Origin of the sequence: Bacillus sp. SA1-12, from assembly GCF_000981385.1 — a bacterium.
Taxonomy (GTDB): Bacteria; Bacillota; Bacilli; order Bacillales; family Bacillaceae; genus Metabacillus.
The window spans coordinates 21,556-43,776 of record NZ_LATZ01000020.1 but is presented as its reverse complement, the minus strand read 5'-3'; the positions used below and the strand labels follow the sequence as shown (position 1 = coordinate 43,776).

Here is a 22,221-nt window from a genome sequence, read left to right as displayed (position 1 = left end):
GTAAGTTAAACAAAGATGCCGTCACAAAAGCAAAGGGTCAGACCCCTATACCACGATATACAGGAAGTAAAACAGCCAAAAAACCCTATATTTGATGTATGTGGGAGGGGTCATACCTTGTGGTTCCATTATGCTTTTTGTTTTACAAAGAAATCGTTCCATTTAATCAATACCTTTTTTTCTCTTAAAAAATATACCAAAAAAGCCAATACGATGAATATAATCAGTAACACGACTGGGGATAGCGTTTGAATCAAAGCCCCTAAAAATGTAAAACAAAACACAGAAGGAATATGAGTTACTAACGAAAGCTTTGTGTAACGCTGAAAGTTCTTAGCCCTTTCGATAATACATAACGAAATAAGAGAAAAGTTAACAAAGGGAATCATACGTAAAATCATAATTTGGCCAATCGATAGGTTGGTATATTCTCCAAACCATTTTTGTTTCATTTTCACAAAACGATTCATAAGTGTTGGGAATAATCTTGCCATAAAATAAAAGATAATACTTGAACCTGTAAGACCGATCACCGAGTACAGCGAACCTAATTCAGCCCCAAATAACAGCCCTCCGCTTATGCACACGACAACTACAGGGATCAACAGAAATTGCCTAATGAGATGAAATAAAATAAATACTAACGGCGCAAAATATCCAGTCGTTTCAATTGCCGTTAACATTGATGATGCAGCTAGTTCAATCGTCATCACCACTTTCTTGGTTGTCATTCCTGATGCAGAAGTGTGTCGATATCATTTTACGAAAATAAATGATCTTTATGCTAACTTAATGATTAAATAGATAAAAAGAAAGACATGTAAAATAGTAATGACCGGAAAACCGATCACAAACGAGGTGTGCTTTGTTTTATGACGGAATTTATTCATTCCGATAAGTCCTCCTAATGCACCGCCGGCTAATGCAAGCCACCACAATGTTGCTTCTTTTATTCTCCATTCCCCGCGCTTTGCCCGTTTTTTATCAGCACCCATAAAGAAATAATTTATAAGATTGATTAGCAAATAATAGCTTATTATGTAAATCATTATGTACGTCTTCCCTTCAATTCTTTTTCCCTACTATACCATATGGAAACGAAAAAAGAGCTGCTCCTTAATGGAGTCAGCTCTTTATCAATCGATCAATTATTGATTAAGTTTCGCTTTAGCAGCGTCTGCTAATTGAGCAAATGCTTTTTCATCTGCAATTGCTAAATCAGCAAGCATTTTACGGTTAACTTCAATACCAGCAAGCTTTAAACCGTGCATTAAACGGCTGTAAGAAAGACCATTTACACGTGCAGCTGCATTGATACGAGTAATCCAAAGCTTACGGAAGTCGCGTTTTTTCTGACGACGGTCACGGTAAGCATACATTAATGATTTCATTACTTGTTGGTTAGCAACTTTGTATAATCTATGTTTAGAACCGAAATAACCTTTAGCTAATTTTAATACTTTTTTACGACGTTTACGTGAAACGATACCGCCTTTTACTCTTGGCATGTAAATTCCCTCCTATATTACGATGTTCCGATTATTTAATGTTGTCTAATAAATGACGAATACGTTTGAAATCGCCTTTGCTTACTAAAGTTGATTTACGTAATTTACGTTTAGCTTTTGTAGACTTGTTAGCGAATAAGTGACTAGTGTAAGCATGTGAACGTTTAAGTTTACCAGAACCGGTCTTTTTGAAACGCTTTGCTGCTCCACGGTGAGTTTTCATTTTTGGCATAAGGGATTCCTCCTTAAGTATTATTGCTTTTCATTTTTCGGTGCTAAAACTAGGAACATGCTACGTCCATCCATTTTAGGATGTGATTCAATCGTACTTAAGTCCGCACATTCAGCAGAGAATCGATCAAGCACCTTCTGACCAATTCCTTTATGAGTTATTGCACGTCCTTTGAAACGGATAGAAGCTTTTACTTTATCGCCCTTTTCTAAGAACTTACGTGCATTTCGAAGCTTTGTATTAAAGTCATGCTCATCAATTGTCGGGCTTAAACGAACCTCTTTTAAATTGATGATCTTTTGATTTTTACGCGCCTCTTTTTCCTTCTTTTGCTGTTCAAAACGGAATTTTCCGTAATCCATGATGCGGCATACAGGAGGCTTTGCATTTGGTGCTACTAAAACTAAATCAAGATTAGCTCTTGCAGCAATTTCTAAAGCCTCTTGACGAGATTTAATTCCAAGCTGATCTCCATTGGCACCGATCAGACGAACCTCACGTGCGCGAATTCCGTCATTTACCATCATATCTTTGCTAATAATTAGCCACCTCCAAGGTTTTCTCAAACTGAATAGTAGTTTTTCAAATCCGAATTGTTTAGCTCCACACTTTTTTATTTTAAATAAATAAAAAAGTGTGGATGCATGAAACACCCACACTACGATTGTATACAAAAAAGTTCATCGTAACCTGTCAACTACATACGGATGTGTCAATCAGGTGAGAAGCGGGTGCTTCTACTTGTTATATGAAAGACTATTCAATTACCTTGAACATTATAACACCATAACAAAGATCTTGCAAGTAAGTACTATATGTTTTAACAACATTTGTTATTGTATCAAAAGGATAGTATTGTTGCAATAGTTTTTTATTGAAAAGCGCAAGCGCCTCGATCAGCTCCGACAAGCATAAGACGTTCAAGAATAGAAGGTGTTCTTTACCTTCAATTCTTGAATGGCTTATGGCTCGAGGAGCTAGACACCAAAACTATGTACAAAAAAATTTATTTTTTCATTAAACAATAGCGGAAGCGCCTTGATCAGCCCCGACAAGCATAAGACGTTACAGAATAGAAGACGTTCTTTGTCATCAATTCCTGAGTGGCTGGACTTGCGGGTTAGGTGCTGGAGCTGGATGTCGAAGCCCTTAATTGGATTTATAATCTTCGAGAAAAAAGTTAAGCGCCTTGATCTGCTTGGGAACAAGGCGCTTGCACTAAACTACATTACCAACAAAATGGACTTATCTTTTCACTTCACTCTTAATACCTTCGATAAATTGGTCAAATGCAATAGTTTCTGACTTTTGCTCGCCATATTTGCGGACATTTACTGCTTTTTCTGCAATCTCATTGTCCCCGACAACAAGCATGTAAGGAATTTTCTGAATTTGTGCCTCACGAATTTTATATCCGATTTTTTCATCTCGTGCGTCTAATTCAACACGTAATCCGGCATCTTGCAATTGTTCTTGTACTTGTTTAGCATAATCAAGATGAATTGCAGGGGATACAGGAATGACTTGTACTTGTACGGGCGCAAGCCATGTTGGGAATGCCCCTTTATACTCTTCGATTAAGAAGGCTACAAAGCGCTCCATTGTTGATACAACGCCGCGATGGATAACAACCGGTCGATGCTGTTTGCCGTCTTCACCAACATATGTTAGATCGAAACGTTCTGGTAATAAGAAATCCAGTTGAACAGTTGAAAGTGTTTCATCTTTACCAAGAGCTGTTCTTACTTGTACATCAAGCTTTGGCCCGTAAAACGCTGCTTCGCCTTCTGCCTCATAGTAATCATGGCCTAATTCATCCATAGCATCCTTTAACATGCTTTGTGCTTTTTCCCACATGTTGTCATCATCAAAGTATTTTTCTTTATCTTCCGGATCACGATATGATAATCTAAACGAATATTTATCAATACCGAAGTCTTTATATACAGCTTCAATTAATCTTACAACACGGATAAATTCTTCTTTAATTTGATCAGGACGAACAAAAATATGGGCATCATTTAAAGTCATTCCGCGAACACGCTGCAGCCCTGTTAAAGCACCTGACATTTCATAACGGTGCATCATTCCCAGCTCGGCGATACGAATAGGCAATTCACGATAACTGTGAATATCGTTTTTATAGACCATCATATGATGCGGGCAGTTCATAGGACGAAGCACTAAATCTTCATTGTCCATTTCCATTTTAGGGAACATATCCTCTTGGTAGTGCTCCCAGTGGCCAGATGTTTTATAGAGCTCAACACTTCCTAAGACCGGAGTATATACATGTTGATAGCCTAAACGCTCTTCTTTATCAACAATGTAACGCTCAACAATACGTCTGATTGTCGCACCTTTAGGCAGCCAAAGCGGAAGACCTTGACCAACCTTTTGTGAAGTAGTAAATAAACCTAGTTCCTTCCCGAGCTTACGGTGGTCACGCTCCTTCGCTTCTTCAAGTATACGAAGATGCTCATCTAAATCACTTTTCTTGAAAAAGGCAGTTCCATAGATACGCTGAAGCATTTTATTCTTGCTGTCTCCACGCCAGTATGCACCTGCTACGCTGAGCAGCTTAAATTCCTTGATTTTTCCTGTTGATGGAACATGGACACCTCTGCATAAATCAAAAAATTCACCTTGTTCATAAATGGAGACAGCTTCACCTTCTGGAATAGCATCAAGAAGCTCAAGCTTTAAAGGATCTTGGATTTCCTCATAGATTTTCTTTGCTTCTTCACGGCTTACTTCCTTACGAACAATCTCAAGGTTTTCATTTACAATTTTCTTCATTTCCTTTTCAATCAGTGGTAAATCTTCAGGTGTAATCGCATTTTCCATATCAATATCATAATAAAAACCATTTTCAATAACTGGACCAATTCCAAGCTTTACTGATTGATCTTTATATAGGCGCTTAATCGCTTGCGCCATTAAATGCGCTGTTGAATGGCGCATAATTTCTAGTGCTTCACCACTATCCTGGGTTACAATTTCAATTTCTCCATCCTCTAAGATTGGTGTACGTAAATCAATTAGCTGTCCATTAAGCTTCCCTGCAAGAGATTTCTTCTTTAATCCCGGGCTAATGGATGCCGCAATATCTTCAGTTGTTGTACCTTTTGCAAACTCCTTTACAGCTCCGTCTGGAAACGCAATTTTTATAACGTCTGACATCCTTGTTCACTCCTTATATAAAAGCGGAATCGCCTTGTTCAGGTTCGAAAAGCATGAGACGCTCATGAATAGAAGGTGTTCTTTACCTCAATTCATGAGTGGCTTATGGCTCGAGGACCTAGGCGTTGGAGCTAGACACGGCACTATGTCCGTCGCTTTTTTGTCAATAAATTTGCTCCAAAAAAAATAAAACTCGCCCCCAAAAAAGGGACGAGTTAAAAAACATTGTCAATGGATCGTGGTTCCACCCTTGTTCCCATATCTTTAAGACGATGAGTCATCACCCATCCACGCAAAAGAAAGAATAGCGTGTGCATCTATGTATGGCTTTAACATCGATAACGGGAAGTCCGTCAGTCATTACTTGGGTTTCCGTTCACAACTGAAGTTTAAAGGTGGTAAATTTGTTCTTCGTGTTAGGAAGGTTTCAGCATATCCTTCCCTCTCTGAGAACCGTAAAAACAAACTCTTGTCCTTATCATTACTGTTACTTATTTCAATTATCTCGTATTATAAAGTGTTTTTATCTTAAAATCAAGATAGGCTCTCCAACATTTTTCTCATTTGTTGAAGTCACTTAATCTATGTACCGTTACTCTCTCTTGAAATATATTTTGTATCGTTTGCACCATACCGTCAAAAGGATTATTTGTATAGAAGGAAATCCGTTTGGGAGCGATGGAAACGATGGGAGCTAATAGCTTTGTATCAATATACATGGGATGCTGAGAGACAAAGGTCTGATCAATATAGGCTTCCAGTTCATCTTCAGTCACTTTTAGATCTTCAGAATTATATACAGCGTATTCTGTATCTTGAACAATAGAAAGTAACTCCAGCTTACTATCACGATTAATAAGATAATCACGTAAGCTTTGGATAAAATTTTGATATTCTTGTTCAAGCTTATATTCCTCAATTGCTGTCTCAACATATTCACGTAATCTAGCGGTATATTCATGCAAGCGAAATTTTTGAAAAGAGGAAAAAGTGAAATACAAATCCGGACGTAAAAATTCTTGAAGGGCATCTCGCAGGATGACATAACGCGGAAAGAAAGATTGAACCCCTGGAATATCCTTACGTTCCCCTTCTATAATTGACTGTGCAATATGTATGATTTGCTGCTGCTCTTCTTCTTCGAGAAAAAAATAATGTTCCTTTAGAATCATTAACATCATTTGCTGTTCTTTATGGTCAAGAATAAATTGAACAAGTCCAGGTATAACTAAATTCTCAAGTGAAATATCCCACTTTTTTGGGGTGATTTTTATGCATTGTTGATTGATCATTTGCAGATCAGTGTCAAAATCCTTGCATAAAGTACGAAAAATTGAAAATATAACATTCGCCTCTTTCGGAGACCCAAATAAAATCTCAAGCATGTTTGTCCCCCCTATTTGCCAACACCTGATTCTATGTATATGGGGGAATACGAATAATTAGAAGTAAAGAAACCAAGAATTTCATAAGAAAAAGCGCAAGATGCCCATTTATAGGTGATAAGTTAAATAGAAATCGAGATGTTCTTTGACTTCGATTCCTATTGACTAGATCATAAACCAAGGCACTTGCAGGTAGCCTTCAAAACTATCCAAAATTTTTTATTACTGTGTACTAAAGCTTAGACAGCCTCGCTTGAACGAGTTCATATAACTATAAAGGATAGGCTTATAGCAAAAAAGTACCTGCCCATATAAATGGCAGGTACTTAAAAAATGTGAAGCTAATCTCTTCGATTTCTTCCAGTTAACTCAATAGGGATTGCCATATGCTTAATACGTTCCATGATCCTTGCAGCTTTAACTGGTTCTTCTTCACCTCGTTGAGATACAGCCAGATGATGTTGAAGCTGTTTTAAATTAAAATTAGACGAAAAGAATGTTGGTAAATTTTCAAGCATCCGGTACTGCAATATCGTCCCAATTATTTCATCCCTCACCCAGCTTGACATTGATTCAGCTCCAATGTCATCAAGCATAAGAACCGGAATTTTTTTAACAGCATCTAATTTTTCATCTAATGAGGCCGAATTTTGAAGGGATCCTTTCAGCTCTCTCATAAATTCCGGCATATAGACAAGCATGGAGGAAACTTTATGTGAAGCTAACTCATTAGCAAGCGCCCCTAAAATATAAGTTTTTCCAACACCGAAAGAACCATATAAATACAATCCCTTTGAACGGATTCCGCTATTGTATTGTTCTACAAAATCCTGTGCAAGACTGATCGCCTTAAAGCGGTTCGGCTCGTCCACCTCAATTTGATCAAAAGAAGCCCCCAAAATATCCTTTGGGATATGCATGCTTTTTATTAAAGACTCATGTTTTTTCCGTTCATCATATGCTTCTTTCGTTGGACACTTATCATATTGAAGATCAATGATTTTCCCTTGGATAACCAAACGCGGATGATAGCCTTCCACTAAATTTTTACATTCTGATAAAGAAGGACAACCCTGGCAATTTTTGCTTTGGTTTATAAATTCCAGCAGTTTTACAAGACTTCTGTCAATCATTCCCTCCTCAATTTCAGATGAGTGATTGGTTAAAAAAGCTTGTACCTCTTCGTTATTTAATACCTGTTTTTTTACAGTATTATAGCGATCTTTAAAGTCAGGTCTGTTGGTTAGATTTCTAATTGACTTACTCAAATGATCCATTTCCTTCACCACGCTTTCTATCTAGCAAGACTACGTATTGCTTTTATTATCCTTATATTTTTTTATCCGATCAAATAATTTCTGTTTTTCTAGTTCAAATTGCTCTTGGTCTATGTGCAATTGCTCATTTTTGTCTTTTGTTTCATCCTTGGTTGACTCATCGTTGTCATCTTCCTTTAACCAAGAAGGAAGCATTTCTTTTCGAATCGGAGCCTTTTTAGCGGATGTTGATTTCTTTGTTGCTTTTTCTTCTGCCCACTGTTGATACTGTCTATGTTCATGTTTGGCAAGATCCATTGCAGCTCTGACTGTTGTAATTTGCTTCCTCGTCCAATGTCCTGCGATCTTTTGAACGTACGCTCTTGTAAGTTTCATATCTGTTTTTAACATGACATAGTAAATAAGAACATTTACAACTCCCGGCTCAAGTCTTTGTTGGAGCATAACTTCTTCAATGATTTGCATATCTCCAACAGCAGGAGGACGACCGCCGGAAACATCGGTTAAAAACTGTCGCGGTGAGATCGTTTCTAATTGGTAAATCATTTCTTCTTCTTTTGTCCGCTGCTTCTTTTCAATCGTTGTTTGTAAATGCTGTGGCTGTGTTTTATCTAGCAGCCCTGGCAAAGTATCACCATATTGAAATTGATACCAATCCCTGGAAGATTTTCTTAGTAGCTCGATGTCAATGATGTCGTCTTGATCAATGCTATTCATAACCACGTTTTTCATATCTACCGCATTTATCCCATACAAGTAAGAGAGCTTCTTTATCACATCCTTGACTGAAGGAGTAATCGCCTTTTTAGGAATAATCGCCTCAGAAAGCCCTGTAAAAAACAACTCAAAATCAAACACATCATCAGAGATATCCATTTCCGCACGCTTCGTAGTTTGCATATAATCTCGGTCATCGGCTAATGACAGATCTGCCAATGTTTCCTCATTAACTCGAGCAATCATATCAACCGATTGGCCTGAATCAAAAATTTCATTAAAGGATCTTGTTATATCCTTCATCTCATGATCAATTTGCTGATCGGAAAAAAAGCGTTTTAGTTGTGCAAATTTATTTTTTCCTACTCTATTATAGAGATATATATTTAATACGCCATCTTGAAAAAATTCATTTGGCCGCAATGGTGCCTGAAGCTCATAAACATAGCGTTTAAATTCCGATGTCTCACTTAAGTAGGTTTTTAATAAACCAAGTCCTTCAAGCTTTAAACGTTCACGGTAAATCTCACGCAAATTACATTGCATGATCATCATTAAACTATGGTGTGTCATTTCTTCACCCCATAACCGATTTTGTTCCAGCTCACCCCATAATGTCATATAAAGGCTAAAGCATTTAGAACCAAGTAATGGCTGATATAATAAAGTTAAAATCTTTCTATCTAAGTCCTGAAGGACTGAGCTGCTTTTCACCGTATATCGATCAATTGCAAGCAATTCCTTCCAATGCTGTTCCATCTTTTTCAACCTTCCATGACTAATTATATTTCCACACTGAAAAAAGAGCTTGAAGAAAATCTTCAGTAGCTCTTCTATCTTACTTTTTTTATTAAATCTGTCAATTCCTCGATAAAAACATTAATATCTTTAAATTGTCGGTAAACAGAAGCAAAACGGACATAAGCAACCTCATCAATTCTTGCCAGCCTGTCCATGACCATTTCACCAACAAGCTCGCTGTTTACTTCCGACACACCTTGATTTCTAAGCTCTTTTTCAATATCGTGGACAATATCCTCTAATTGCTGTAAAGGTACCGGTCTTTTTTCACAAGCCTTGATTAATCCTCTTAAGATTTTATCTCGGCTAAACTCTTCCCTTGTTCCTTCTTTTTTGACAACAATTAAAGGAAACTCCTCGACCTTTTCAAAAGTGGTGAAACGATATTGACATTCCTCACATTCACGGCGGCGTCTAATTGATCTGCCTTCATCTACAGGTCTTGAGTCTAAAACCCTTGTACCATTATGCTGACACGAAGGACATTTCATCTAACCAGCTCCAATCGATCATCTAAAATTAATGAATTAGCTACTTTTCCCAGTTCCAACAAAGTTTTCTTTTGAGTCAAGCTTTTTATAAAGCTGGAGAATAATCTTTTTACTATAGCCAAAGTCTGTTGGTAAAAATGTATTTGTTGTCGCCGTAAAATCAACAGCTGTTTCAAACGGACGGACAGAAACGACCGTTACAATTAAGAAAGCCTTTCTTGGACTGTCAATTGTTACACTCATTTCACCGCGGTCCTCTGACACCGAGGTGACTGTCATCCCAGGTGTCTGCTCGATTAATGATTTTACGGATTGTAATGCATTTTTATATGTAGTTTTATAATAATGGCTTTTCAAATCTGGATTATAATGATTTTCACGTGTTTCTTGGTGTGTACTGAAGAAATCTTTTAGCTTATTCATAAAACTCATACTCTTTTTCCCCTTTATTGTATATTTTTCGGAATGTACAAAAGTTATTCTAACTCTATCATACTGAAATTTTCCGATAATAAAAAGAGGTGCAGATTAAATAATCAGCACCTCGGGAATTTTGTTTTAAAATTAAAGAGCTTTTGCTTGAGTTTGTTTTACTTGCACAGGTCCCATTCCTCTTGGAATTTCAATATTTTCTCTAGTTTGTGCACCTAAAGATTCTGCAATATAATCTGCAGCAATATTCGGGTCTAAATCACCGCAAGTGTAAACATCAATGCTCGCATATCCATGCTCAGGAAAACTGTGGATTGTTAAATGTGATTCAGAGATGATAACAACACCGCTCACTCCCTGTGGAGCAAACTTGTGAAAAGCAACCTCTCTTATTTCTGCACCAGATTTTAAAGCAGCATTTACAAACGTTTTTTCAATGTAATCCATATCATTCAGCTTATCAAAATCGCAACCCCATAATTCCTGGATTACGTGTCTACCCATTGTTTCCATATTCATGGATCCCCCTCTAACTATTTTTTCACATGAATTCTTCGCAAAATGGCATATGTTAAACTACCACGGGGGAAAGTTAGTCCAAAGAGGTCCTAACCCTTTAAGTAGCCCAAATACCTTGGCTTTTATAAGAAGTTCACGAAAAATAGTATACTTTGTTTAGTTATGTTTTGCAACACACTTTTTCAAAAAACTTTGTAAATAGTTAAAGGGTGAATAAAGAAGACGGTGACCCACTTGTTATCATACCTTATATTGTCTGTGTTATACCCAAAAATGAAGGAGTATTAAACCTCCAATAAATTTGCCATTTTTTCAGAAACAAACTTCACAAGATCAATCACTCTGCATGAATAACCCCATTCATTGTCATACCATGCTAATACCTTAATTTTATGTGATTCAATCACCATAGTAGATAAACCATCAATGATCGCTGAATGTGGATTTGTATTAAAATCAATTGATACTAATGGTTCAATTGTATAATCAAGAATTCCTTTTAAATCGCCATTAGCTGCTTTTTTAAAGGCTCTATTTATATCTTCAACGGTAACATTTGTATTGACATCAACCACTAAATCCACTAAGGAGACGTTTGGAGTAGGGACTCGCAATGCCATTCCATGGAGCTTCCCATTTAGATGTGGCAGCACCAGAGAAAGAGCCTTGGCTGCACCTGTCGTTGTTGGAATAATTGATTGTGCACAGGCTCTTGCTCTGCGTAAATCCTTATGTGGATTATCAATGTTCTTTTGATCGTTTGTATATGCATGAACGGTTGTCATTAAGCCATTTTCAATCTGAAACGAATCATCCAGCACCTTTATTACCGGTGCGAGGCAATTAGTTGTGCAGGAAGCATTTGAAATAATCATGTGCTGCTCTGGATCATATTGCTGCTCATTTACTCCCATTACAATTGTAACATCCTCATTTTTTCCTGGGGCGGTTAAAATGACCTTTTTCGCCCCTGCTTCTATATGCAGCATTGCTTTTTCTCTTGAATTAAATTTACCTGTTGCTTCGATCACTATATCAATCCCTAAAGCTTTCCATGGTAAAAATTTGGGATCACGCTCATTTATAAGCAGAATTTTGTTTCCGTTTACAAGCAAGTAATCATCCATTGCAATGACATCGCCATCAAACTTACCGTGATTTGTATCATACTTAATTAAATGAGCTAGCGTGTCTGCCGGATAACTTGCATTTATCGCTATAATGTTCATCTTTTCTTTCATCGCTTTACGAAATACCATTCTCCCAATACGACCAAAACCATTTATTGCAATTGTGGCTCTCATCATATATCCCCTCTCATATATGTCATACTAATTAACTTATTTATAAATATAGTATAACACATATATCAGAAAAAGCGATATTTATTATCATCATTTTTTAATTTAGGCTTTTTGCACATAAAAAAGAAGACTAATACTAGTCTTCGTAAAAATCCCCCCAAATTTTTTAATAGGCTATGTAGAAATTTTTATCACAACATACAGCTATTTACACATTAATTGAACTTATATGTTGTAGAGTAAAGATTTAAAAAAGCTGCCGGGACTTTCTCGGCAGCCTGAGAAGACTAATACTAGTCTTCTTTATATATTCCCCATTTCATCAATAATCTGTTGATCTGTACAGTGGTTTCTTCGATCGAACCATTGTTATCAATTATTTCATCGGAAAGCTTAACCTTGTTTTTAAGAGGCATCTGAGAACGAATTCTCATCATCGCTTCCTCTTTAGTATAACCATTTCTCTCCATTAATCGTTTTAACTGTGTTTCCTGAGTTACAAAAACTAAAACTATTTTATCCACCATATGGGTCAAATTGCTTTCAAACAATAAAGGAATATCCAATACTACCGCTTTTGCCTGTAGATCTTTTTCTTGTCGGGTTTGCTTCAGCATTTCCTGACGAACAGCAGGATGAACAATTTGATTTAATTTCTGGCGTTTCGCTTCATCTGAAAAAACTAACGCACCAAGCTTTTCACGATTAAGTGTTAAGTCTTTAAGCAACATATCTTGGCCAAATGTTTCTATGATTTGTTTGTAGGCAGGCTTACCCACTTCAACTACCTCTCTGGCAATTTTGTCAGCATCTATCACTCGAATTCCTGCATTTTTAATGATGTTTGATACTGTGCTTTTCCCGCTTGCGATACCTCCTGTTAAACCAATTACAATTGTCACAGTGACTTGCCTCCATAATCTTTATAATTTCCATATTCCTATCATAATTAGAATGATCCCTGGCAGGCAAGAAAATTTATCCATCCAAGTGAATTTCGAAAAAACATAGCCTGATTTAATACCGATTGATACAAACAACGAGCTCATACATGCTACTAAAATACTCATAATAGCAGGAGAATAGCCCAGTAAAGCGGCGCCAATCCCGGCACCAAATGCATCAAGTGATAGGGCAGCACCGAGTAGAAAAGCTTCAATACCTGTTATTGTTCCCGACTTATCAATATCTGCTGACATCGGTTTTTTAAGTATATTGATTACAATTCCAAGGGTTTTAATTTCGAAATTGATGAGCGTTTTTTCATTTTCTGCTTCATCCTCTTGGACTTCTTTTGCTGGTCTAAAAAATTGGAACAAAACCCATGCACCAATAAAAAGCAGAATAAACCCACCAAGCTTTTCTGTTACATAGACGGGAAAAATCCTTGTCATAAGATCGCCAACCATCATAGCTAGTAACAGTGTTCCAGCAGAACAGCATGCAATAATCAAAATGGATTTAAATGGAATTCCCATCTTGCGCAAGCCATAAGTAAAGCCCACTGAAAAGCTATCTAAGCTTACTGCGAATGCTAATAATAAAAGTGATGCAAACTGAACCATATTAGCCTAGCCCCTTCCTTCTGATTGCTAACATAGTGTATGACAATCGCCTAGATAGTGTTAAAAGAAGGGATAAAAAAATGGTGCCAAAGCAAAAGAGTCATCTCCTCTCAACACGATAAATCGAGTTTATTAGAAGGAGAGCCTTTTGAGACACCCATCTTTTTAATTATTTCTGGCAGTTTTCACAATAATGTGTTCCTCTTCCGCCAACAACAGTTTTTATTAAATTGGTCCCGCATTGCTTACAAGGTTCGTTTGTTCTCCCATATACAAATAATTGCAGTTGAAACATGCCGATTTCACCTTGAGTATTTACATAAGAACGAACCGTGCTTCCTCCTTTGGCGACCGCTTCGTCGAGTGTTGCTATGATTTCTTGATGTAATAATTTATATTCTGCAGCTGTTAACTGATTAGCAATCCGTTCAGGACGGATCCCTGCCCGGAAAAGTGCTTCATCCACATAGATGTTCCCAAGACCGACAACAATGTTTTGATCCAATAATGCTGATTTTATTTTTCTTGTGGTTTTCTTCAAACGGTCTCGAAGATAGGCTTCAGTAAATTCCTTAGCAAAAGGTTCCGGTCCAAGCTGGGAAAGAGGAGGTTCATTTTCTTCCTCCCCTTTTTTAAATAAATGCATCGTTCCAAATTTCCGGACATCTCGATAACGGAGCTGTGCCCCATCCTCAAAAGAAAAAAATACATGTGTATGATGATCATACTCTTCTTCAGGTTTATATAAACCGTAACGCCCCTCCATTCGTAAATGGGAGACTAGGACATAATCATCTAGGATAAATTTTAAAAACTTCCCTCTCCGCTTCACATCATAGATGGTTTGTCCAACCAAAGCATCCCTAAACTGGTCAATGTCATCTGGCTTCTTGATGATTTTGGGCCAATGGATCGTAACTTGTTTAATTGTTTTCCCCTTTACAAGCTGAAGCAAAGTTCGACGAACCGTTTCGACCTCAGGTAATTCTGGCATCATTTCACTTCCTTGCTATCTTACGTAAAGCTGTTTTATAAGATTGTTGTTTTTTAATAATGTGTTGTTGCCTGTTGATTTCCACTATATACGTTCAATTTTGCAGGTAGTCCATGAGCCTGCTAATTTATCGCTATGCACCTGCTAAGGTCTTATTTGACCCATTTTCCCTGCAGAAGTCTTCCGTCACTCAACACAGTTCACAATCCACAATGAACTTAAACACGAGAACAATCAAAAAAAAATGATCATTTCGCGTCATACCACGAGTCACCATAGGAATAATCCACCTTTAACGGAACAGCTAACTCTACCGCATTTTCCATAACATCAGGCACGATTTTTTCAAGAATTGCAATTTCATCCCTTGGGCACTCAAAGATTAATTCATCATGTACCTGTAATAATAATTTTGCTTGTACCTTTTCCTGCTTCAAACGTTCCGCCATATCAATCATAGCCTTTTTAATAATATCGGCGGCACTTCCTTGGATTGGAGTATTCATCGCCGTTCTTTCGGCAAAACTGCGAAGATTAAAATTTCTGCTTGTGATTTCAGGGATATATCTTCTTCTGTGAAGCAGTGTTTTCACATAGCCTTTTTCCCTAGCATCCGCAACAATGTCATCCATATACTCTTGGACTCCTACAAAGGTTTCCAAATAGCGTTTAATAAACTCGCCTGCTTCCTTACGGGTGATTCCCAAACTTTGCGAAAGTCCGTAATCACTAATACCATAAACAATACCAAAATTTACGGCTTTAGCTTGTCTTCTCATGTTTGAGGTAACATCCTCTTTGGCTACATGAAAAACATCCATCGCTGTTTTTGTATGAATATCTAAATCATTTTGAAATGCTTCCACTAAATTTTTATCATTTGCAATATGTGCCAATACCCTTAATTCAATTTGCGAGTAATCAGCTGCAAAAATAACCCAGTCCTCTTTTGATGGAACAAAGGCTTGGCGAATTTTCCGGCCTTCCTCAAGTCTTATTGGGATATTTTGCAAATTCGGATCGATCGAGCTAAGACGGCCTGTTGTTGTTAACACTTGGTTAAACCGGGTATGAATCTTACTAGTATCTTTGTGAACAACCTTTAATAAGCCTTCTATATATGTTGATTGCAGTTTTCCAAGCTGACGATAATGAAGAATTTCCCTTACAATTTCATGTTTTTCTTCAAGCTTCTCCAACACGTCTGCCGAAGTTGAGTAGCCTGTCTTCGTCTTTTTAATTACAGGCAAGCCAAGTTTGTCAAATAGAATAACGCCTAATTGTTTAGGAGAATTAATATTGAAAGCTTCACCGGCAAGCTCATAAATTCTTTCTTCAATCGCTGTTAACTGCTCAGCTAAATTAGATCCCATATCCTTTAACCGATCAATATCAACCTTCACACCAGTTGCTTCCATTTCTGCAAGGATGACGGAAAGCGGAAGCTCTAAATCATAAAACAAGGATGATTGATCATTTTTTTCAAGCTGATCTGCTAAATTATCCTTTAAAGCAAAAATTGCTTGGCCTTTGCGGACAAGATGCTCACTAAGTATTTCTTCATTAGGGATTGTCCGTTTTGCTCCTTTTCCATAAACCAGTTCATCTGATTGAACGATTGTCAGTCCATTTGTTTTAGCAACACCCGCTACATCAGCAAAGTTTTCAGAAGGATTTAATAAATAGGCAGCAATCAAGACATCAAAATCGATCCCTTTTAATGAAATTCCCTTCCAGTTAAGAGCGACACTTGTTTTCTTCCCGTCATAAACAATTTTACGCTTTGTCTCATCCTCCGCCCAATCTTTAAAAGCCTCTGACGATAATGCTGCTTCAGCTGGTATGTAATAGTGGCCGTTCTCATTTACAAGAGAGAACCCAATAATATCAGCGTTATGATAACTTTCATCGAGAACCTCTGCATATAATGCAACTTCATCAGTTAATAATTCACTTGAAAATTCGGTTATTTTTTCAAAGCTGATGTCCTCTACTGTTTCTTCCTCAATCTCAACTTCTTCTCCGAGCTTATCAAGTAAGGAATTAAAGCCTAATTCTTTGAAGATATCAGTTACCTTTTTCACATCAAAGCCGTCATAAAGCACATCATCTACCTTTATTGCTAAAGGTGCCTCACAATTAATAGTGGCGAGCTCCTTGCTCATCAGTGCTTGTTCACGGTTTTCTTCAAGCTTTTCTTTCAGCTTTTTACCGCCTACTTTGTCAATTGATGCTAACACATTTTCAAGTGTTTCAAATTCTTTCAAAAGCTTAACTGCTGTTTTTTCTCCAATTCCAGGCACTCCAGGAATATTATCTGAAGTATCCCCCATTAAACCCTTCATATCAATGATTTGCTCTGGTGTTAAGCCGTATTTTTCATGGATGAAACTTGGAGTATAGGAATCGACATCAGTTATTCCTTTACGAGTGATATCAACTGTTATCCCATCTGTAACGAGTTGGGTTAAATCTTTGTCACCTGAGATGATTTTTACTTCATAGCCTTCCTTTTCTGCTTGGCGTGATAATGTTCCAATGATATCATCTGCTTCGTAATTCTCAAGTTCATAACGGGGTACTTGATAAGCATCAAGAAGCTCGCGAATAAACGGAAACTGTTCAGATAATTCAGGTGGGGTTTTTTGACGTCCCCCTTTATATTCTTGGAATGTTTCATGTCTAAATGTCGTTTTACCTGCATCAAATGCAACAAGCATATGTGATGGTTTCTCATCTTCTAAAATTTTCATTAATATCATCGTAAAGCCATAAATGGCGTTTGTATGGATCCCTTTATCATTATTTAATAAAGGGAGAGCAAAAAACGCCCGATAAGCGATGCTATTTCCATCAATTAAGACAATCTTTTTTGTCACTATTTCGTACCTCCTGTATCTATTGATAAGCGCTGTTTGCTGATTTTCTTCATCCCACAAAATGTTAGCGATACTTATCGCGCATAACCGCACATCCTTCGCCTGACTTAGATATCCTGTCCTTTGTCGGCTCTTTAAGGATCGTTATCACTCATATTCGCTTTCCATTATAACTAAAAATAGGGTTTACTATCCTTTAAGATGAGATAAAGTGAGACTTCCATCAGTAGGTTTTCAGCCATTCAGATTTAGATAGTGAATTTATTAGAAAAAACCACTGTTTTCCACCTTCTATTCTATCATGACTGCAAATAGAAAGGAAAACTGTGGTTCTTTTTATTATAATCAAGCTTCGAAAGGCAAAAAAAAGGGACGGGAGCAAAATGCTCTCGTCCAAAAGATTGGCTCCTTGGATGAAGGGGTTTTCACTTAGTATCTTACCAACTTTATATTAAGATAGAATAAATTGGATGTAAATAAATTGTAAAGGATAACAATTATTATCATCTTTTTATCAAAACTTTTATAAATTTTGGCCATCCTGATACTTTTTAAACAATTTTACAGTAAACGTTGTCCCTTCTCCAATTTCACTCGTCACGCTTAATTGTCCCTTATGCGCTTCGACTAAATGCTTGACGATCGCCAATCCTAATCCGGTTCCACCTGAATTTCTGCTTCGCGCCCGATCAACTCGATAAAACCGTTCAAAAATTCTCGGTATCTCCTCTGCCTTTATCCCGATACCTGTATCGGTTACTTTAATAAGAAGGTAGTGATTGTATTTTTCAACCTTAACTTGTACAGAGCCGCCCTTTGGGGTATAGTTTAACGCATTGCTCATTAAGTTAATAAAGATCTGCTTTAAGCGATATAAATCTCCTTCAATATACAGAAGACCGTCTGGAATCTGAAGGGATAAATCTACTTCCTTCTCCTGTGATTTTCCTTGTAGAATAATATAAATATCTTCTAAAACCTCTCTAATATCACAAGTCTGTATCGATAATTGAAAGCCTTGCTGTTCTATTTTTGATAAATCAAGGAGATCTTGTATAAGTGACTGCAAGCGGTCGCTTTCCTTAAGAATAATCGATAAAAAATATTTAGCTGTTTGTTTATCATTTAGTGCACCATCTAAAAGAGTTTCACTAAAACCTTTTATTGATGTTATTGGTGTTTTTAACTCATGTGAAACATTAGCGACAAAGTCTTTTCTCATTTGCTCCAATTTCTTAAGCTCTGTAATATCATGAAAAACCAGCACAATACCTTTCCATTCATCATTCGTTCCGATAATTGGAGCCCCATATACCTCAAAGTGTTTTCGTTCTATTTTCAGAGGGATATGCAGCTGCTTTCTAACCTTTACCTCTGTCATAAAGATTTCTTCAACAAGTTCAATAATTTCTTTATGGTTAAAGGCATCATAATATAATTGATAAAGAAATTCAGCGGAATCTACCTCAAATAGTTCTTTATAGGCACGGTTAACTAAATTAATATAGCCTCGTCCGTCGATTAAGATCAGCCCGCTTCCCATGTTCTCAATCAAGGTTTGCAGACGGTCCTGCTGCATTTCCTGAGCCCTGGTCATATCCTGAAGATTTCTAGCAAGAATATTAATAGACTGGCTTAACATGCCTGTCTCATCTAAATGATCCTCGTAGGTCCGTGCCTTATAATTTCCTTTTGCAAGCTCCATCGCTACCTTTGTAGCCGATTCAATCGGTTTAGTATATCGAGAGGTTATTTTAACCCCTAGAAATAAAATAATAAAAAAGGCTGATCCTAAACTAATCAATAAAATGGCCCACATTTGTTTATTTGCTTTATCTAATTCATTAATCGAAGACGTCACTAAAACAATCCCTTTATAGGACTCTCCCTCCGTAACAGGAATCCCATAATAAGCCTGTTTCTCTTTTTGATCCATGAAAAAATAACCGTCTTGTTTATTTTTCATCAACGGCAGAATATCATCGATCATACGCTGATGATTATGCCCTTCGGCTAATTCTCCCGCTTCATAAAGAACCTGATCTTTTTCATTTAAAACCGTAAAATGTGATGTGAAAGATTTGCCCATTTCATTTACAAAATCATAAGCTTCCTCTTCGGGTAAGCCTTTCTCAAAAACAAGCGTTTTTGTTATTTTTGCTTCTCTTTTCAAGCTTTCTTTATAAGAATTCATATAATAGCTATTAAAAATTTGTCCAAGTAAAAGCCCTAATCCGATTAAAACCGTAATAACTAAAATAATTAAGGCAAATAACAGCCTTGAACGAAACTTATTCATTCATCTTGGGCTCCTCGAGCTTATAGCCTAGCCCTCTAATTGTTTTAATATAAAGAGGCTTTTTCGTATTTCTTTCAATCTTTTCACGCAAATGACTAATATGAACATCGACAATTCTTGTATCACCTGCAAAGTCATAATTCCATACAGCACTTAGCAACTGGTCACGTGTAAGTACTCGTCCTTTATGTTTAGCCAAATACACAAGTAATTCAAACTCTTTAGGAGTTAAATCTAACCGTTCTTTGCCGTAATACGCCTCATAGTGTTCCGGCAAAACCTTCAAATCTCCGATCATGACCTGCTCTGATTCGACTGTCTCTTTATAGTCAGTTTCCATTTGATGTGATTGTGTTCGTCTTAAAATAGCCTTTATTCTTGCAACAACTTCTCTAGGACTGAAAGGCTTTGTCATATAATCGTCCGCACCAAGCTCAAGTCCTAACACTTTGTCAAATTCATCATCTTTTGCTGTTAACATCAAAATCGGTACCATAATCTTTCTTTGGCGAAGCTGCTTACATACTTCGATACCGTCCATTTTTGGTAGCATTAAATCTAGAACAAGTAAATCTGGTTCTTCATTTATACAGCTATATAGCCCTTCTTCCCCATCCATTGCTGTAGTAACACTAAAACCTGCTTGCTCTAAATTGTACTTTAACAAAGTTGAAATTGATTGTTCATCATCTACTACAAGAATTTTCTTACTCATAACTGCCTCCAAGGATAGTATTTCCCTTCATCATAGCCAAGCTCTTTTTACCCTTATTATATAGGAAACTTCGCTTAGCGGGGGGATTTTTTCATTTGTGAACAAAGAAAGTTAAGGAAGATCGTATACCCTTCTTTGTTTTTTATCTATTCTAGCCAAAACTTGTTAAAAAGAAAAACAGTTGAAAGGGCAATGGGACTGTTGAAAATTTTGGTATTCATCTACATTTAATGGTAATAATAGGAAAAACAATGTCATTAGGAGAAAGAATATGCACTTACTTTTTGTCATCCTCGTTCTTTTCCTTTCTTTTAAAAAAGGTGATTGGAAAAACTGGGAGACCTACTATCCTACCATGCTTTATATATCTTTAGCCTCTTTTCTTTATGAGTATATTTCCCATTCAAATTTTCATTTATGGGATTTAAAAGAAATGCATATACTGAATGCAATGAATGTTCATTTTGTTCATAATCTGCTTATAAATCCTTTAATAGCCTTTGTTTTTTTATCGCATTATCCTGATAAACCAAAAAAACAAATCAGCTATCTTCTTAAGTGGGTGATTAGCTTTTTACTAATCGAGTGGTTTGCCGAAAGTTATGGGTTATTATTATATGACAATGGATGGACTATTGGCTGGTCAGCTTTTTTTGTCATCATCATGTTTCCGATGATTAGACTTCACCATGTTAATAAACCTTTGGCATTAATACTTTCTGTCTTTATTGCCATATTTTATTTATCCATTTTTGATTACCTTTAGGTATTACACCAACTTCAACAGGAGGAGTAAGGAATGGAAATGGTTATCTTATGGTTACTGCTCATCATTGGAATTGTGTTATTCCTTTTTAGTTTTAGAAAACCTCCGATCAAGCATTGGGTGCTTATTTACTTGTTAGCCTCATATTTTTCGATCTTTTTAGGTGTCATAGTAGTAGAAGAAAATATGCTGACATATCCGGTGAAATTTTTAGATCAGTATTTTTCTTCGAGTATTCTTTATGAATATCTGCTATTTCCAGTCGTTTGTATGTACTTTTACCAAACCACCTATCGTTCAAAGTTAATCGGTATTATCGGACAGGCCCTCCTTTATACAGCCGCATTAACCGTTACTGAATTTCTGTTTGAAAGATATACTGATTTAATTGAATACTTGTCCTGGACTTGGCTGCATACATTTCTATCAATTTTCTTCCTTATGCTTATTCTCCGATTTACTGCCCATTTGGTTAATAAAGAAGGGTAAAAAATGAAAGATTCACTGTTCTTATTTTGGTTCCTTTTAAATCTTTGCGTAAGGAGGAACATATTTCTTAATTTTCAGGCAGATGCAAATTAAAAAAACTGACCACATTGATCAGTTTTAGAAATTGTCTAAAGCTTTACCTTCGATAGGTGTTATTTTACAAGGAGGACAAACGGTAACCCTTCCCTCTAATATCATTTCCTCATCGCCATTTATTGCTTGAACTTCAACAATTATTTGATTTTCTGCTGCATGGATTTCACTGACTTCAAAAAGGAATTGGACAATACTATAATGATATAGCGGTTTAAGGAAGGCTAATTCTTGTTTGACTATATGGCTACCTGGTCCAGGTAAGTATTTTGATACGGCAGAAGTAATAATTCCAGTTAGCATTAAGCTTGGAACGAGCGGTTTTTCATATGGAGTTTGTGAGGCATAATCATGCTGTATATAGAGCGGATTTGCATCATTTGTTAAGCCTAAATAAAGCAATAAATCTTTATCTTCAATTTTTTCAGTTAATGACAATTTTTCTCCAACTGTAATCTCTTCAATATGTCTTCCGAGTTTTCGCTTTTTACCAAGGAGCATATTTGCACCACCTTACTATATTAGAAGAAACAACCAATTTTATGAGAATTTTACAAAGTAAATGAAAATGA

Annotated in this window: 22 protein-coding genes and 1 other annotated feature; of the genes, 2 read left to right on the top strand and 20 right to left on the bottom strand. The window is 36.6% G+C overall.

Going from position 1 to position 22,221, the window contains the following annotated elements:
- Positions 1-128 precede the first annotated feature (128 nt).
- From WQ54_RS13075 to WQ54_RS12985, 19 genes are all read right to left on the bottom strand, one after another.
- Positions 129-731, bottom strand: coding sequence for a TVP38/TMEM64 family protein (locus tag WQ54_RS13075; RefSeq protein WP_084822025.1), 603 nt, complete (start codon positions 729-731; stop codon positions 129-131).
- 48 nt (positions 732-779) lie between these two features.
- The gene (locus tag WQ54_RS13070; RefSeq protein ID WP_046517247.1) at positions 780-1,049 is read right to left on the bottom strand and encodes a DUF1294 domain-containing protein; all 270 of its coding nucleotides are present in this window, start codon (positions 1,047-1,049) and stop codon (positions 780-782) included.
- Between the two features lie 99 nt (positions 1,050-1,148).
- Positions 1,149-1,508 (bottom strand): 50S ribosomal protein L20, encoded by a 360-nt coding sequence (gene rplT / locus WQ54_RS13065; protein WP_046517245.1) that lies wholly within the window; start codon positions 1,506-1,508, stop codon positions 1,149-1,151.
- 31 nt (positions 1,509-1,539) lie between these two features.
- On the bottom strand, positions 1,540-1,740 hold the full coding sequence (gene rpmI, locus WQ54_RS13060) for a 50S ribosomal protein L35 (RefSeq protein WP_046517244.1): 201 nt from the start codon (positions 1,738-1,740) through the stop codon (positions 1,540-1,542).
- Between the two features lie 20 nt (positions 1,741-1,760).
- The gene (gene infC, locus WQ54_RS13055) at positions 1,761-2,282 is read right to left on the bottom strand and encodes a translation initiation factor IF-3 (RefSeq protein WP_197089596.1); all 522 of its coding nucleotides are present in this window, start codon (positions 2,280-2,282) and stop codon (positions 1,761-1,763) included.
- Between the two features lie 80 nt (positions 2,283-2,362).
- Positions 2,363-2,489 (bottom strand) — a sequence feature (ribosomal protein L20 leader region).
- 496 nt (positions 2,490-2,985) lie between these two features.
- On the bottom strand, positions 2,986-4,923 hold the full coding sequence (thrS, locus tag WQ54_RS13050) for a threonine--tRNA ligase (protein ID WP_046517236.1): 1,938 nt from the start codon (positions 4,921-4,923) through the stop codon (positions 2,986-2,988).
- Positions 4,924-5,483: 560 nt separating this feature from the next.
- Positions 5,484-6,308: a putative sporulation protein YtxC gene (gene ytxC / locus WQ54_RS13045; protein WP_046517235.1), complete on the bottom strand. Its 825-nt coding sequence runs from the start codon at positions 6,306-6,308 to the stop codon at positions 5,484-5,486.
- Between the two features lie 341 nt (positions 6,309-6,649).
- The gene (dnaI, locus tag WQ54_RS13040; protein ID WP_046517233.1) at positions 6,650-7,585 is read right to left on the bottom strand and encodes a primosomal protein DnaI; all 936 of its coding nucleotides are present in this window, start codon (positions 7,583-7,585) and stop codon (positions 6,650-6,652) included.
- Positions 7,586-7,615: 30 nt separating this feature from the next.
- Complete coding sequence (locus WQ54_RS13035) at positions 7,616-9,061, bottom strand: replication initiation and membrane attachment family protein (protein WP_046517232.1); 1,446 nt, start codon at positions 9,059-9,061, stop codon at positions 7,616-7,618.
- A gap of 74 nt (positions 9,062-9,135) precedes the next feature.
- Complete coding sequence (gene nrdR, locus WQ54_RS13030; protein ID WP_046517230.1) at positions 9,136-9,594, bottom strand: transcriptional regulator NrdR; 459 nt, start codon at positions 9,592-9,594, stop codon at positions 9,136-9,138.
- 36 nt (positions 9,595-9,630) lie between these two features.
- A complete protein-coding gene (locus WQ54_RS13025; protein WP_046517227.1) occupies positions 9,631-10,026 on the bottom strand; it encodes a hypothetical protein in 396 nt (131 codons plus the stop codon).
- Between the two features lie 132 nt (positions 10,027-10,158).
- On the bottom strand, positions 10,159-10,539 hold the full coding sequence (speD, locus tag WQ54_RS13020) for an adenosylmethionine decarboxylase (protein WP_046517225.1): 381 nt from the start codon (positions 10,537-10,539) through the stop codon (positions 10,159-10,161).
- A 290-nt stretch (positions 10,540-10,829) separates the two neighbouring features.
- On the bottom strand, positions 10,830-11,849 hold the full coding sequence (locus WQ54_RS13015; RefSeq protein ID WP_046517223.1) for a glyceraldehyde-3-phosphate dehydrogenase: 1,020 nt from the start codon (positions 11,847-11,849) through the stop codon (positions 10,830-10,832).
- A 293-nt stretch (positions 11,850-12,142) separates the two neighbouring features.
- Positions 12,143-12,751: a dephospho-CoA kinase gene (gene coaE, locus WQ54_RS13010; protein ID WP_046517221.1), complete on the bottom strand. Its 609-nt coding sequence runs from the start codon at positions 12,749-12,751 to the stop codon at positions 12,143-12,145.
- 21 nt (positions 12,752-12,772) lie between these two features.
- On the bottom strand, positions 12,773-13,414 hold the full coding sequence (ytaF, locus tag WQ54_RS13005) for a sporulation membrane protein YtaF (RefSeq protein WP_046517219.1): 642 nt from the start codon (positions 13,412-13,414) through the stop codon (positions 12,773-12,775).
- 169 nt (positions 13,415-13,583) lie between these two features.
- Positions 13,584-14,408: a DNA-formamidopyrimidine glycosylase gene (gene mutM, locus WQ54_RS13000; RefSeq protein ID WP_046517216.1), complete on the bottom strand. Its 825-nt coding sequence runs from the start codon at positions 14,406-14,408 to the stop codon at positions 13,584-13,586.
- 248 nt (positions 14,409-14,656) lie between these two features.
- On the bottom strand, positions 14,657-17,287 hold the full coding sequence (gene polA / locus WQ54_RS12995; protein ID WP_046517215.1) for a DNA polymerase I: 2,631 nt from the start codon (positions 17,285-17,287) through the stop codon (positions 14,657-14,659).
- A 523-nt stretch (positions 17,288-17,810) separates the two neighbouring features.
- The gene (gene pnpS, locus WQ54_RS12990) at positions 17,811-19,586 is read right to left on the bottom strand and encodes a two-component system histidine kinase PnpS (RefSeq protein ID WP_046517212.1); all 1,776 of its coding nucleotides are present in this window, start codon (positions 19,584-19,586) and stop codon (positions 17,811-17,813) included.
- On the bottom strand, positions 19,579-20,301 hold the full coding sequence (locus tag WQ54_RS12985) for a response regulator transcription factor (RefSeq protein WP_046517210.1): 723 nt from the start codon (positions 20,299-20,301) through the stop codon (positions 19,579-19,581). The genes pnpS and WQ54_RS12985 overlap by 8 nt, the downstream gene beginning before the upstream one ends.
- Positions 20,302-20,572: 271 nt before the next feature.
- On the opposite strand from WQ54_RS12985, the gene WQ54_RS12980 reads away from it, so the two are divergent.
- Both WQ54_RS12980 and WQ54_RS12975 read left to right on the top strand, forming a co-directional pair.
- A complete protein-coding gene (locus WQ54_RS12980) occupies positions 20,573-21,067 on the top strand; it encodes a CBO0543 family protein (protein ID WP_046517208.1) in 495 nt (164 codons plus the stop codon).
- A 33-nt stretch (positions 21,068-21,100) separates the two neighbouring features.
- Positions 21,101-21,556, top strand: a complete 456-nt coding sequence (locus WQ54_RS12975; RefSeq protein ID WP_046517206.1) for a CBO0543 family protein — start codon at positions 21,101-21,103, stop codon at positions 21,554-21,556.
- A gap of 117 nt (positions 21,557-21,673) precedes the next feature.
- Here WQ54_RS12975 and WQ54_RS12970 read toward each other — a convergent pair whose 3' ends face one another.
- Positions 21,674-22,150 (bottom strand): MaoC/PaaZ C-terminal domain-containing protein, encoded by a 477-nt coding sequence (locus tag WQ54_RS12970; RefSeq protein ID WP_046517204.1) that lies wholly within the window; start codon positions 22,148-22,150, stop codon positions 21,674-21,676.
- Between the last annotated feature and the right edge of the window lie 71 nt (positions 22,151-22,221).